This is a genomic window from Streptomyces sp. NPDC034084, from assembly GCF_055575535.1.
In genome coordinates this window covers 20,920-34,914 of the sequence record NZ_JBVISK010000012.1, presented here as the reverse complement: position 1 = coordinate 34,914, position 13,995 = coordinate 20,920, and the positions used below count along the sequence as shown (strand labels likewise).

Annotated in this window: 9 protein-coding genes; 6 read left to right on the top strand and 3 right to left on the bottom strand. The window is 74.3% G+C overall.

Features of this window, described 5'->3' with window-relative positions; all coding sequences use genetic code 11:
- Window positions 1–80: 80 nt before the first annotated feature.
- A complete protein-coding gene (locus ACZ51I_RS30510) occupies window positions 81–1,064 on the bottom strand; it encodes a helix-turn-helix domain-containing protein (protein WP_468882309.1) in 984 nt (327 codons plus the stop codon).
- Between the two features lie 231 nt (window positions 1,065–1,295).
- Between ACZ51I_RS30510 and ACZ51I_RS30505 the strand changes: the two genes are divergently transcribed.
- The 4 genes from ACZ51I_RS30505 to ACZ51I_RS30490 all read left to right on the top strand — a co-directional run bounded on the left by ACZ51I_RS30505 (window position 1,296) and on the right by ACZ51I_RS30490 (window position 8,970).
- Complete coding sequence (locus ACZ51I_RS30505) at window positions 1,296–5,063, top strand: S8 family peptidase (protein ID WP_468882306.1); 3,768 nt, start codon at window positions 1,296–1,298, stop codon at window positions 5,061–5,063.
- Between the two features lie 123 nt (window positions 5,064–5,186).
- Window positions 5,187–6,707 carry a protein phosphatase 2C domain-containing protein gene (locus ACZ51I_RS30500; RefSeq protein WP_468882303.1) on the top strand — a complete coding sequence of 507 codons (1,521 nt, stop codon included), beginning with the start codon at window positions 5,187–5,189 and terminating at the stop codon, window positions 6,705–6,707.
- 27 nt (window positions 6,708–6,734) lie between these two features.
- On the top strand, window positions 6,735–8,477 hold the full coding sequence (locus ACZ51I_RS30495; RefSeq protein ID WP_468882301.1) for a pyruvate dehydrogenase: 1,743 nt from the start codon (window positions 6,735–6,737) through the stop codon (window positions 8,475–8,477).
- An 88-nt stretch (window positions 8,478–8,565) separates the two neighbouring features.
- Window positions 8,566–8,970, top strand: a complete 405-nt coding sequence (locus ACZ51I_RS30490; protein ID WP_468882299.1) for an ATP-binding protein — start codon at window positions 8,566–8,568, stop codon at window positions 8,968–8,970.
- A 35-nt stretch (window positions 8,971–9,005) separates the two neighbouring features.
- Here the strand turns inward: ACZ51I_RS30490 and ACZ51I_RS30485 are convergent, their stop codons facing one another.
- Window positions 9,006–10,118, bottom strand: coding sequence for a DUF2637 domain-containing protein (locus ACZ51I_RS30485; RefSeq protein ID WP_468882296.1), 1,113 nt, complete (start codon window positions 10,116–10,118; stop codon window positions 9,006–9,008).
- A 216-nt stretch (window positions 10,119–10,334) separates the two neighbouring features.
- Window positions 10,335–11,201, bottom strand: a complete 867-nt coding sequence (locus tag ACZ51I_RS30480; RefSeq protein WP_468882294.1) for a (2Fe-2S)-binding protein — start codon at window positions 11,199–11,201, stop codon at window positions 10,335–10,337.
- A gap of 191 nt (window positions 11,202–11,392) precedes the next feature.
- Between ACZ51I_RS30480 and ACZ51I_RS30475 the strand changes: the two genes are divergently transcribed.
- Together ACZ51I_RS30475 and ACZ51I_RS30470 are read left to right on the top strand one after the other, a co-directional pair.
- Window positions 11,393–12,202, top strand: coding sequence for a GntR family transcriptional regulator (locus tag ACZ51I_RS30475; RefSeq protein WP_468882291.1), 810 nt, complete (start codon window positions 11,393–11,395; stop codon window positions 12,200–12,202).
- 130 nt (window positions 12,203–12,332) lie between these two features.
- Window positions 12,333–13,988: a hypothetical protein gene (locus tag ACZ51I_RS30470; protein ID WP_468882288.1), complete on the top strand. Its 1,656-nt coding sequence runs from the start codon at window positions 12,333–12,335 to the stop codon at window positions 13,986–13,988.
- Window positions 13,989–13,995: the final 7 nt, after the last annotated feature.

Sequence of the window (13,995 nt, the reverse complement as noted above, 5' to 3'; positions counted from 1 at the left end):
GACGGGCTACGGGCCAGGTCGGCCGCGGGCGACCCGGCCCGGGGACGCGTCAACCGCGGGCGACCCGGCCCCGGGACACGTCAGGCGCGGGAGACCCAGCCCTTCTCGTACGCGTGCCAGCCCAGCTGCAGCCGGGTCGTCACCCCGGTCAGCTCCATGAGCCCCTTCACCCTCCGCTGCACGGTCCGCAGCCCCAGGTCCAGCTGCTTGGCCACGCTCGCGTCCGTCATCCCGGCGAGCAGCAGCGACAGGATCTCCAGGTCCATCACGTCGGGCCCAGGCGCCTCGTCCTCGGTGATCTGCGCGCCCGCCCCCAGCCGCAGCGGCAGCGCCTCCCGCCACACCGACTCGAAGAGGCCCATCAGCGATTCGAGCAGCCCGCTCGCGTGCACGACGATCGCCGCGGGCTCGGCGCCCCGGCCGGTCAGCGGGACCATGGCCAGGGACCGGTCGGCGACGACCAGCTTCGTGGGGACCCGGTCCGCGACCCGGATCTTCTCCTCGCGGCTGAGGGCCGCCGACAGTTCGAGCAGCCCGGTCGGGAGGTTGAGCACCTCGCGCTCGATCACCACGCGGTAGCGCACCCCACGCGCGGCCGCCTGCTCCTCGGCGTCGTTCTCCAGGCCGGAGACCGCGACCGGCTTGCCCGTGACCAGGGCACAGACCTCCTCCTGGGCGCCCAGCTGGAGCTGGAGGAAGCGGTGGGTCACCGCGCTCGCGCCGGTCACCACCTCCACCAGGTCGTGGACGGCCGCCTCCTCGGCCTCCGCCCGGTACTCCTCGGCGAGCAGCTTCGCCGCCAGCTCGGCCTGCTCCAGCTCGTGGCGCTGCTGGGTGAGGAGCGCGCCCAGGGCGACCCCGGGCGGCGCCGCGACCCACCGGCCGGTGCGGGCCGAGGACTGGGCCGCGAGCCCTTGCGCCTCCAGGCGGCGCAGCGCCCGCTCGGTGTCCCGCTCGGGCAGGGCGAGCCGGTGCGCGAGATCGGTGACCTCGGCCGCGCCCAGCGCGACCAGGGCCCGGTACGCGGACTCCTGGCGCTCGTCGAGTCCTATCGCTCCCAGCATGGATGCCCCGCCCCTCGCCGTACCTCCGGCGGGCGCCCCCGATCTTCCAGGGACGTTCACCGGAGGCATTCGTTCCGTTGGTGACCTGGCGGGAAACGGCCACGGCGTATTCCCGCCTCTCCCATCATCCCTGTACGGCCCTCACCTCTGCCAATGTGGCGCCACCGCAGCACCGACAGCCTCCGGAGCGGGCGCCTCATGCCCTTTTTCCGGATTCAGACGGGGAGAGCGATGCGTCCGATTTCGCGTACGGCCGTGGGGGCGGCGACCGCCGTCGTCCTGGCCGTCACCGCGGTCGCGCCGTCCATGGCCGACGAGCCGCAGGACGACACGGCCGGCAAGCGACCGCTGGTCGGCAGCGAGGCCTCGGCCCGCGCCGGCGACGGAGCCAGGACCGCCACGGTGACCCTGGTCACCGGCGATCGCGTCCTGCTCACCCGCGACGCCGAAGGCAACCCGGCGGCCACGGCCCTGCCCCGCGAGGACGGAACGGTCCCCCTCGTCCAGACCCGCCGCTCCGGCCAGGACCTCTACGTCTACCCCGAGGACGCCACCGCCGCGCTCGCCGCCGGACGCGTCGACGAGGAGCTCTTCAACGTCACCGGCCTGATCCGCCAGGGCTACGACGACGCCGCCACCACCACGCTGCCCCTCATCGCGGTCTACGGCTCCGACCTCGCCCGCTCCGTCCCCGCCGCACCCCGCGGCGCCCGGCGCGGCCAGGTCCTCAAGGCGATCGACGGCGTCGCGCTCACGGCGGAGAAGAAGCAGGCCGCCACCTTCTGGGCCGAGATCGCCGCCCCGGCCACCCGCTCCGCCCCCGGCCTGAAGAAGCTCTGGCTCGACCGCAAGGTCGAAGCCGCCCTGGAGCAGTCGACGAAGCAGATCCACGCCCCCGAGGCCTGGGCCGCGGGCTACGACGGCAAGGGCACCAAGGTCGCTGTCCTCGACACCGGCGCCGACGCCGAACACCCCGACCTCGAGGGCCGCGTCGTCGCCCAGAAGAACTTCACCGACTCCGACACCACCGGCGACCGACAGGGCCACGGCACCCACACCCTCTCCACCGTCGGGGGCTCCGGCGCCGCGAGCGACGGGAAGAAGAAGGGCGTCGCCCCCGGCGCGGACCTCCTCAACGGCAAGGTCCTCGACGACTCCGGCTCCGGCGCCACCTCCTGGATCATCGCCGGCATGGAGTGGGCCGTCGCCCAGGGCGCCGACGTCGTCTCCATGAGCCTCGGCAGCCCCGAACCCACCGACTGCACCGACCCGATGAGCGTCGCGGCCGAGGAACTCGCCCAGAACGACGGGACCCTGTTCGTCATCGCCGCCGGCAACTCGGGCCCCACGCTCAACACGGTCTCCTCGCCCGGCTGCGCGCCCAGCGTGCTCACCGTCGGCGCCACCGACCGCGACGACTCCACCGCCTGGTTCTCCAGCCGCGGCCCGACGATCGTCCAGCACACCCTCAAGCCCGAGATGGCCGCGCCCGGCGTCGGCATCTCCGCCGCAGCGGCCGGTGGCCGGGGCGTCTACGCGTACCAGTCCATGTCCGGTACGTCGATGGCCACCCCGCACGTCGCGGGCGCCGCCGCCATCGTCAAGCAGCGCCACCCCGACTGGACCGCCCGGCAGATCAAGTCCGCGCTCGTCGCCTCCGCCGACAGCGGGGTCCCCGGCGACGTCCGCGAGGTCGGCGGCGGCCGCCTCGACGTCAAGGCCGCGATCGACCAGACCGTGCTCGGCGCCCCCGCCGTCCAGGGCGGCACCTTCGACTGGCCGCAGGACAGGAGCGACCGCACCACGGTCTCCGTGCCGTACACCAACACCTCCGCCGCGCCCGTCACCCTCGACCTGGCCGTCGAGAAGGTCACCGGCAACGACGGCTCCGCCGTCCGGTCGGGCATCGCCCGCCTCGGCAGGCGCACCGTCACCGTCCCGGCCGGCGCCACCGTCCAGGTCCCGCTCGACCTCGCCCCCGACGCACGCCTGGAGCGCGCCCAGTACGGCGACGTCACCGGCCGCGTCGTCGCCACCGGCAAGGGCGGCATCCACGTCTCCACCCCCTTCTCGCTGTACGTGGAGCCCGAGACCGTCACCCTGCGGGTGAAACTGATCGACCGTCAGGGCAAGCCCGCCGGCGGAGCCTCTTCCCTCGACGTCATCGGCACCGACACCGCCAGCGGTGAGCGCCGCTTCAACGAGGGAGCATCCGACCAGGTCTACCGCCTGCGCCCCGGCAGCTACTTCCTCTCCTCCTTCGTCACCACGCCCGACGCGGGCGAGGGCGCCACGCTGAACGACTCGCTCACCTACCTCGGCCGCCCCCAGGTGGAACTGAAGAAGGACACCACGGTCGTCCTCGACGCCCGCAAGGCCCACAAGCTCTCGGTGAAGACGGACCGGGCCTCCGAACTCCGCGGCGCCACCCTCGCGTTCGCCCGCTCCTGGGACGACTTCTGGCTGCACGCCGGAACCGCCGCCGGCCCGCGCACCATCCGCGGCTACTACGCCTCGGTCGAAGGCGCCGCCGACGAGGGCGACTTCGAGTTCGGCAGCTACTGGCGGGCCGCCGCCCCGCAGATCACCTCGCTGCGCACCGGCGACGGCCTGACCCTGCACCCGCTGACCGGCTCCCTCGGCTCCGACAACCTCGACGGCACGGGCTCGGCCCGACTCGTCGACGCCGGAACGGGCACTCCCGAAGAGCTGAAGGCCGCCGGGGTCCAGGGCCGTATCGCCCTCGTCCGGCTCCCGGAGGACTCCACCAACGCCGGCACCCTCGGCCGGAACGCCAAGGCCGCGGGCGCCGTCGCCGTCGTCGCGTACCACGCGGCTCCCGCCCGCTGGTACCCGGCGGGCGGCTTCACCGGCATCGGCCTGCCCGTCCTCTCCGTCCCGTCCACCGAGGCGACCGCGCTCCTCGGCAAGCTGGCGACCGGCGAGGTCACCCTCGCCTGGAAGGCCACCGCGAAGAGCCCGTACCTCTACAACCTCGCCTTCCCGGAGACCGGCGCGATCCGCGACGACACGGAGTACCGCGTCCGCGACGCCCGCCTCGGCCGGACGGACGCGACCTACGGCTCGGCCGGCATCACCACCGACTTCACCGACTTCCCCGCCGCGTACCGCCCCGACGGCGCCGGCGTCTCCTTCGGCTCCCTGGAGACCGTCCCCGCCCCCGGCACCCGCACCGAGTACTACTCCGCCGGCGACACCGCCTGGCAGCAGATGGTCAACAGCAGCTTCCCGTTCGGGGAGCTCATGATCGGCGCCCGCCACACGTACAAGCCCGGCGAGAAGCGCACCGAGAAGTGGTACGACGGCGTCATCGCCCCCACCGCGCCCCGCGACACCGCCGGAAAGCCGGTCCTCGTCTCCGAGCGGCAGGGCGACCTCATCGGCTTCGCGAACGCCCTGTGGGGCGACAGCACCCACCACGCCGAGGCCGGCTCCTTCGGCGACATCGGCAATCTGAGCCTGCGCCGCGACGGCGAGCTCATCGGTGAGACCGGCTGGCCGTCCGGCGTCTTCGAGGTACCGGCCGAAGCCGGGACGTACACCCTCGAACAGAACACCATGAAGATCGGCAGCAAGGTGTGGGCCCGCTCCACTTCCGTCAACTCGGTCTGGAAATTCACCTCCAAGCTTGACGAGAGCGTCTATTCTCAGGGCATCCCGATTCTCTTCCCCCGGTACGACCTTCCGGAGGACGGACTCAAGACCCTCGCCGCGACCGACGGCCAGCACATCGGCCTCACCGCGACGGGTCACGCGGGCTACACGCCCGCGGCGCTCACCTCGGCGAAGCTCTCGTACTCCTACGACGGGGGTACGACCTGGACCGAAGCGCAGGTCTCCCAGCAGGGCGGCGGCTGGACCGCGACCGTGAACCACGCGGGCGCGACCGGCGAGCAGGTCACCCTGAAGACCGAACTGACGGACGCCCGTGGCAACTCCGTCACCCAGACCGTGGTCCGCGCTTACGACGTGCGCTGACCACGCCGGTCCGCCGGGCGTCCTTCCCGTGGGGGGTGGGGCCGCCCGGCGGATCACCCATTCGCACCAACGGTTTTCCTGGTGTCCCGTTTTCCGACGCCGTGAGCGGTGGACAATAAGGGCATGACTCAGCAGGGGGACAACTGGTGGGACAAGCTCTACGACGAGTCGGCGCCGGACACGGCCCCGACGGTCTCGGCTGACACGCTCGACGACCACTTCGACACGACACCCCGCGCCACACCACCCTCACCGGCCCCGGCGCCCCCGGTGACGCGGGCCCCGGGCACGGCATCGCCCCCGGCCACGGCGCCCCCGGTGACACAGGGCCCGGCCACGGCGCCGGCTCCATCGACGCCGTCGATGCCCCCGCCGCCCCCGCCGTCGTCACCCCCCGCGCCACCGGTGCCGAGCGCCCCGCCGGCACCCCCCGTCGCCGCCCGGCCGGCCCCGCCACCGGCGCCACCGGCGCCCCCCGTGCCCGGAGCGGCGCCCTGGGAGGCGCCCGAGGCCGTCGGCCCGCGGACCTTCCCGGGCCCGCCGCCCCCGCCCCCGGCCGCTCCGCCCGTCGAGACGCCCACCGTCCACGTGCCCCCGCCCCACGACCCGGCCCACGAGGAGCCGGATCCCGGCTCCGGCCCGGACGCCTGCCCCGACCCCGATGCCACCGTCCGGGTGGCCCTGGCCATGCCCCGGCCGCGGACCGGGTTCATCGGCGGCAGACCGCCCACCTACGAGGCCGAGCCCACCGCGCTGCCCGTCGCCCGCCCCGGCGAACTCGCCGACCTGGTCGCCGACACGGTCCTCGACGGAGCCCGCTACGGCACCTGCACCCTGCGCGCCGCCTCCGTACGCGGCGACTCCGCCCGCTTCCGCGGCGAACCCCGTCGCGACGCCCTGCTCACCGCCCGCTTCGGGCACGACGAGGCCGCGCTCGTCCTCGTCGCCGTCGCCGCCGGCTCCCGCACGGCCGAGGACGCGCACCTCGCCGCCGCCGACGCCTGCCACTGGATCGCCGAGGCCGTCTGCCGGAGCCACGCCCGGCTCTCCGAGGACATCAGGTCCGGCCGCCGCGGTGACCTCAAGTCGGGGCTGCACCGGCTCACCGACCGGACCTGCGGCAAGCTGCGGGCCCGCGCCGCAGAGCGGGGCCTCGCCCCCGACGAGTACGGCGCCACCCTCCGCTGCCTCCTCGTCCCGGCCGACCCCGAGTGCCGCACCCGCGTCTTCTTCGGCATCGGCGGCGGGGGGCTCTTCCGGCTCCGCGACGGATCCTGGCAGGACCTCGAACCCCTCCTGCCCGAGCAGTCCGGGCCCGCCGCCCCCGAGGTGACCGAGGACGGGGACAGGCTCACCATGGACCTCGGCATCACCACCTCGCCGCCGCTCGTCGAGGAGCCCGTGCCGCCCCCCGCCGAGCCCTTCCGCTTCCGCGCGTCCGTCGCCCGCCCCGGCGACACCCTCCTCCTCGCCTCGCCCGGTCTCGCCGAGCCGATGCGCGGCGAACCCGCCCTCGCGCACGAGCTCGCCGCCCGCTGGGCCGAAGCCGAGCCGCCGGGCCTCGCCGCATTCCTCGCCGACACCCAGCTGAGGGTGACCGGTTACGCCGATGACCGTACGGCGGCGGCCGTCTGGGAGGCGTGACGCGCGGGGCCGTGTGTTGATGGAGCCATGGCCAAACAGAACGTGGCGGAACAGTTCGTGGACATCCTCGTGCGCGCGGGCGTCCGACGCATGTACGGCGTCGTCGGCGACAGCCTCAACCCGGTCGTCGACGCCATCCGCCGTACCCGCGGGATCGACTGGATCCAGGTGCGGCACGAGGAGGTCGCGGCCTTTGCCGCCGGCGCCGAGGCGCAGATCACCGGCGGCCTCGCCGCCTGCGCGGGCTCCTGCGGCCCGGGCAATCTGCATCTCATCAACGGCCTGTACGACGCCCACCGCTCCATGGCCCCGGTCCTCGCGCTCGCCTCGCAGATCCCGTCCAGCGAGATCGGGCTCTCCTACTTCCAGGAGACCCACCCCGACCAGCTGTTCCGCGAGTGCAGCCACTACAGCGAGCTGATCTCCAGCCCGCGGCAGATGCCCCGGCTGCTCCACACGGCGATCCAGCACGCCGTCGGCCGCGGCGGCGTCAGCGTCGTCTCCCTGCCCGGCGACATCGCCTCCGAACCGGCCCCGGAGAAATCGGCGGAGACCGCCCTCGTCACCACCCGGCCCAGCGTCCGCCCCGGGGACGCCGAGATCGACGCCCTCGTCCGGATGATCGACGCCGCCGACCGGGTGACGCTCTTCTGCGGCAGCGGCACGGCCGGCGCGCACCCCGAGGTGATGCAGTTCGCCGAGCGGGTCAAGGCCCCGGTCGGCCACGCCCTCCGTGGCAAGGAGTGGATCCAGTACGACAATCCGTACGACGTCGGCATGAGCGGTCTGCTCGGGTACGGCGCCGCCTACGAGGCCACCCACGAGTGCGATCTGTTGATCCTGCTCGGCACCGACTTCCCGTACAACGCCTTCCTGCCCGACGACGTCAAGATCGTGCAGGTGGACGTCCGGCCCGAGCACCTCGGCCGCCGCTCCCGGCTCGACCTGGCCGTCTGGGGCGACGTCCGCGAGACCCTGCGCTGCGTGATCCCGCGCGTCCGCGCCAAGACCGACCGCCGCTTCCTCGACAAGATGCTGAAGAAGCACGCCGACGCGCTGGAGGGGGTGGTCAAGGCGTACACCCGCAAGGTCGAGAAGCACGTGCCGATCCACCCCGAGTTCGTCGCCTCCGTCATCGACGACCTCGCGGACGCCGACGCGGTGTTCACCGTGGACACGGGCATGTGCAACGTGTGGGCGGCCCGCTACCTCTCGCCCAACGGGCGGCGCAGGATCATCGGCTCGTTCAGCCACGGCTCCATGGCGAACGCCCTGCCGCAGGCGATCGGCGCCCAGTTCACGGACCGGAACCGCCAGGTCGTCTCGCTCTCCGGCGACGGCGGCTTCTCGATGCTGATGGGCGACTTCCTGACCCTCGTCCAGTACGACCTGCCGGTGAAGGTGATCGTCTTCAACAACTCCTCGCTCGGCATGGTCGAGCTGGAGATGCTGGTCGCCGGACTCCCCTCGTACGGGACGACGAACAAGAACCCGGACTTCGCCGCCATCGCCCGCGCCGCCGGGGCCTACGGCGTCCGGGTGGAGAAGCCCAAGCAGCTCGCGGGCGCGCTCAAGGACGCCTTCCGGCACAAGGGGCCCGCCCTGGTCGACGTCGTCACCGACCCCAACGCGCTCTCCATCCCGCCGAAGATCCGCGCCGACATGGTCACCGGCTTCGCGCTCTCCGCCAGCAAGATCGTCCTGGACGGGGGAGTGGGGCGGATGCTCCAGATGGCCCGCTCCAACCTGCGCAACGTCCCCAGGCCCTGACGCCGCCCCGCCACCTCATGTATGCGGACGGTGAGGCGGGGCATGCATCCCCGGGAGCCTGTTCGACACGACCTGTGGGTGGGGGGATATGGCCGGGGAGGCACGACAGCCGACTCAACTGCTCAGAAAGGTGGGATGCGCGGATCTCACGGCGGTGCCGGAGGTGCGGCACGCCCTGCGGGAACTGTTGCGGAAGTGGGGCCGACCGGGCGCCTCCGACGTGGCCGAACTGCTGACCAGCGAGCTGGTGACCAACGCCCTGGTCCACACCGAGCACGGGGCCGTCGTGACCGCGACGGTCGTCCCCGAGCAGCTGCGGGTCGAGGTCCGTGACTTCGTGCCCGGCCTCCAGCGGCCGCCCGTACCGCCCGCCGACGACGGTACGAACGGCCGGGGACTCGTCCTCGTCCAGGCCCTCGCCGACTCCTGGGGAGTCGAGGACCACGAGGTGGGCAAGGTGGTGTGGTTCGAACTGAACGGCGGGGCCGCCTGAGAGGCGGCCCCGTCGGCTTCCTTCTTTTCCCGTGCTCAGCCGAACTGCTGCTCGAGATCCTTGAGCTTGCGCTCCAGGGAGTCGAGACGGGGCAGCGCCTGGGTGTCGTCCTCGGCGGTGAGGTCCACCGTCCGGGACTCGCCGGGCCGGGGTTCATCGCCCCTGACGGCTTGCAGGGAGGGCCGGGGTCGAAGCGGCAGCTGTCCGGGGTCCGTTATGGCGGGCTCCGCGACGGTGGCCTGCACGGCGGCCGTCGCGGAGCCCGAACCGCTGCCCGCACCCGGGCTCTGACCGGTCCCTGAGGCGGCGTTGAGCGCCGCCACCTCGACCTGGCGCCCGCCGCCGCGGCCGAGCCCGAAGGCCCGGTGCTGACGGTTGATCGCCTTGAGTCTCGCCCGGTCCAGCTTCACCTGGTCGCGACGGCGGAGCCGGTTCTGCTCCTTCTCCCGCCGGTCCTCGCGCACCTCGTCGACCGCCTCGTCCAGGGTCCGTACGCCCTCCAGGAGCATCAGCGACCAGGCCGCGAAGGTCTCCCGGGGCGCCCTCAGCCACCGCACGATACGGATCTGCGGCAGCGGACGGGGCACCAGGCCCTGCTCGCGCAGAGCGGCCCTGCGGGTCTGCTTCAGCGCCCGGTCGAAGAGGACCGCAGCCGACAGGGACATGCCCGCGAAGAAGTGCGGTGCCCCGTCGTGGCCCATGCCGCGCGGTGCGTGCACCCAGTTGAACCAGGCTGCCGCGCCCGCGAACATCCAGACGAGCAGACGCGAACCGAGGGCCGCGTCGCCGTGGCTGGCCTCGCGGACGGCGAGCACCGAGCAGAACATGGCGGCGCCGTCGAGGCCGAAGGGGACGAGGTACTCCCAGCCCCCGGCGAGGTTCAGGTTCTGCCGGCCGAAGCCCACGAGGCCGTGGAAGGAGAGCGCCGCCGCGACGGCCGCGCAGAGGAAGAGCAGCCCGTACGAGGCGAAGCCGTAGACGGCCTCCTTGCGTCTGCGGCGCTCCTCGCTGCGTTCCCAGGAGTCCTCGGCCGCGGCCTGGTCACCGGCGCGCTTCCCGCGCGCGAGCACCGCCACCGCCGTCAGGACTCCGGCCACCATCACGCCGCCCGGAAGCAGCCAGTCCAGCGATATGTCGGTCAGTCTCATGCGGTGTCCCTTGCATCGCAGTAGGGCGTTTGGCGGCCCATACTGGCCGACCCCGTGGGGTGCTCAAGGGGTTTCCGGGCAAGAGCACGCCATCGGGGTCGCGGGACATGCGAATAGGTACGATCTGGTCGAACACCCGCACAGATGACAGGGATTGAGTTCGATTCCCGTCACCCGGGCGGGTGGCGTGGTCGCCCGGCTCGAGGCTCGGGAGCCTCAGGCGGTGGCGGTCAGTCTGCGGACGCGCTCGGCGTCACAGGTGCGCGGGCAGGTGAGGCAGGTGTCCTCGGGGCGCAGCGTGTAGAAGAAGCAGCAGGTGGCCCGGGAGCGGGTGGCGTGCGGGACGCCGTCCGGCCCCTCGGTGCCCGCCAGCTCGCGGAAGCCCGCCGCACCCGCGTACGGCTTGTACGGCTCGGGGGTGCCCGGCATGAGGAGTTCGAGTTCGGCCAGCGCCCGCGGCTCTTCGCCGAGCAGGGTCGCGATGTACCAGAGGCCCTCGACGATCTCGTCCGTGACCATTCCCCAGAGGGCCCGGCGGCCGCGCCGCATCCGGGGGCCGAAGCCCTCGAGGACGGCCTCGAAGTGCTCGGCGAGCGAGGCGCGCACCTCGGCCCTCAGCGCCTCCTCGCCGGCGACGACCCGGGCGCCGGGCAAGGTGGCCGCCGGGTCGCCGGGGAGGCAGGCGAACTCCTCCACGCGGACGGACATCCGGCCGAGGGTGCGCTGGAAGGCCACGTTCCGGACGGGCAGCCGGGGCACCCGGCGGTCCAGGAACCAGGGGACGGTGACGAGGAGACAGGCGGGCCAGGCGTACCGGTGCAGTCCGAAACCGGCGAGCACGTCGGGGCGTGCCCGGGTGCCGTACTCCCGCAGCACCTGCGCGTCGTCCCAGGCGAGGAAGGCCTCGAGGCCGGGGCCGCCGGCCGCGAGTTCGTCGGCGCCGACCCAGCCCCCGCCGCTCGGCAGCCGCTCGCCCCGTGCGGGTTCCGCCGTCCGCAGCCCGGGGAAGACCTCGGCGAGCCGGGCGTACGCAGCCGCGACGGGCGAGGTGAGGGGGGCGGGCAACAGGGCGGGGACGGTCATGCGGACCACCGAATCGCGAGCGTGAGCAGGTTAGCCTTACCTTACCCGATTCGGGGTGGTCTCTCACCACGGCGACCCCCTCCCACCTGCGCGGCAACCCGTATGCCCCGGATGTCGGTCCGTTCGCCTATGGTGCACGGGGGACCCGGCGACGCGAGCCGGGCCCGGCACGAGGCCGCAGGAGGACCCGGGTGGAGCAGGGCGCAGCGCGCGAGCGGGCGACGGAGATGCCGTCCCCGCCCCTCGGCGACGCCGTGGCCGCTCCCGGCGCGTCCCTACGCGTCCCGGAACAGGCGCGCGGCACGGAGCCGTGCCGCGGCCCCGGGCACGTCCGGGGCGAGCACACCCACGGCGAACCGGCGGCCCCCGGCCCGCGCACCGTGCGCAGGCACTCCGTGCGCGGCCAGATCCTCGAAGCCCTCCGCACCGCCCTCGTCGGCGGCGAACTGCGCCCCGGCGAGGTGTACTCGGCCCCCGCACTCGCCGAGCGTTTCGGCGTCTCCGCCACCCCCGTCCGCGAGGCCATGCAGCGCCTCGCCGTCGAAGGGGCCGTCGAGGTCGTCCCCAACCGCGGCTTCCGCGTCACCGAGCGCACGCCCCGCGAGCTCGCCGAGCTCGCCGAGGTCCGCGCGCTCATCGAGGTCCCCGTGATGCTGCGGCTCGCCCGCACGGTCCCGGCCGCCCGCTGGGCCGAGCTCCGGCCGCTCGCCGAGGCCACGGCGGCGGCCGCCGCCCGGGGCGACCGCGCCCACTACGCCGAAACCGACCGGGCCTTCCACCGCGCCGTCCTCTCCCTCGCGGGCAACGAGCAACTCCTCGCCGTCGCCGACGATCTGCACCGCCGCTCCCAATGGCCCCTGATCAGCGCGCCCACCCTCCGCCACGGCGTCCTCGTCGCCGACGCGGCCGAACACACGGCCCTGCTGGACGCCCTGGTCGCCCAGGACCTGCCGGTCGTCCAGAGCCTGGTACGGGAGCACTTCACGGGATCGGAGTGCTGAGCGTCCAGGCGCTGCCGGGCTTCCCGGTCCCGGTCCCGGAAGCCGTGCACCGGATCGGGGCCCACGGCGCCCCGGACGACTAAGGTCGAAGGCGTCAGCCGCCCGCACCGCGTCGCCCGTGAGGTGTCCCATGCCGTCCGCGACCCCGTCCCCGGCATGGGACGGCACGGAAGCCGAGGCCGCCGCGCTGCTCGGCTGGCTCACCGATCCCGAGGCGCCCCGGCTCTGCCTCGTCACCGGCGCACCGGGCAGCGGCAAGACGGCCCTCCTCGGCTGGCTCGCCGGGTACGGCCCGCGTTCCGGGCGGTCCCGCCGCCGCCCGGCCCGGCTGCTCGTCCCGCTCGCCGGGCAGAGCGCGCTCGGCGCGGCCTGGACCATCGCCGACCGCCTCGGCGTCGTCGCGCGCTCGCCCGGCGACCTCGTCCACGCCCTCGCCACCAGCGAGCCCCGGCCCGCCGGCCGGTCCGTCCTCCTCCTCACGGACCTCCACGCCGCCGCCGAACCCGCGGCGCTCACCCGGCTCCTCGCCGAACTCGCCGGAGTCGGCAGGATCCGCCTCGTCGTGGAGGCCCGGAGCGGCACCCCGGCCCCCGCCGCCCTCCGCGCCGAACGCCCCGTCACCGTCGTCGACCTCGACGGCGAGCCCGAGACCGGCGACGGCGCCGCCGTCGAGCCGGCCCCGCCGCTGCCCGACCTCTCCGACCCGGCGGCCGTCTGCGCGGCCGACCCGCTGCTCGTCACCACGGCGTACGTCACCGGCGCCGCCCTCGCCGGGGTCCCGGGCACCCTCGACGGGCCCGAACCGTCCGCCCGGCCCGGCGAGGGAACCGCCGACGAGCACGGCGGCCTCCGGACCGCCTGGATGCGCGCCGGGCAGTCGCTCTGCCGCGAACAGGAGTCGGCGGAACGGGCGTTGGTGCTCCTGGCCGCGCTCGGGGACGGCGCCGACCCCCGGCTCCGCCCCGCCCTCGCCGCACTGGCGGACAGCGCCCCCTGGCGGGTCCGGTGGGCCCGCCACCGCGGTGACCTGACCCCGCCCTGGCCCGGCCCGGTCACGGTGCTCGGCGCGGCCGGCGGCCCCCTGGAGGGCACCCTCCTCGTCGGCGACCCCACCGGCACCGTGCGCCTGCTCCACGAGGCCGACGCGAGCCCGGCGGGCCGCCTCGTGCACACCGTCCCCGGCCGGATCGCCGCCCTCGCACCCGCGCCCGACGGCACGGTGCTGCTCCTGGACGACCGGGGCCGGCTGCACGCCGTACGGGGAACGGCGCCCCGGCCGCCGTACCTGGAGCGGCTCACCGAGGCGGTCTCGGCCACCCTGGCCCGCCACCCCGGCACGGCCCTCGCGGCGATCGCCGGCTCGGTGGTGGTGGGGGACCGGCTGGGCTCCGTCCACGCCTTCGGCCTGACGGGCCTTCACCAGTCGGCCTCGCACAGCGGCCGGGTCACGGCCGTCGCCGCGGTCGAGTCCGAGACCCCGTTCGTCTGCTCCGGCGGCGCCGACGGGAGCGTCCGGCTCTGGACCCCGGGCCGCGAAGCGCGCCCCGAGCCCCTCGCCGAGCGCGCCTCGCCGGTCGTCTCCCTGCACGCGACCGAGACCCCGCACGGGCCGCTGGTCGCCGCCGCCTGGGCGGACGGCCTCGTCGAACTCCACCGGCCGGAGGGCGGCCCGACGCTCTCCTTCCGCCCGGGACCGCCGGTCCGCGCGGTCGCGGTCACCGGCACCGGCTCCCTAATTGTCGGAACCGACGACAGCCTGGTGTGCCTCGCACCGCGACAGAGGTGATCAGGAG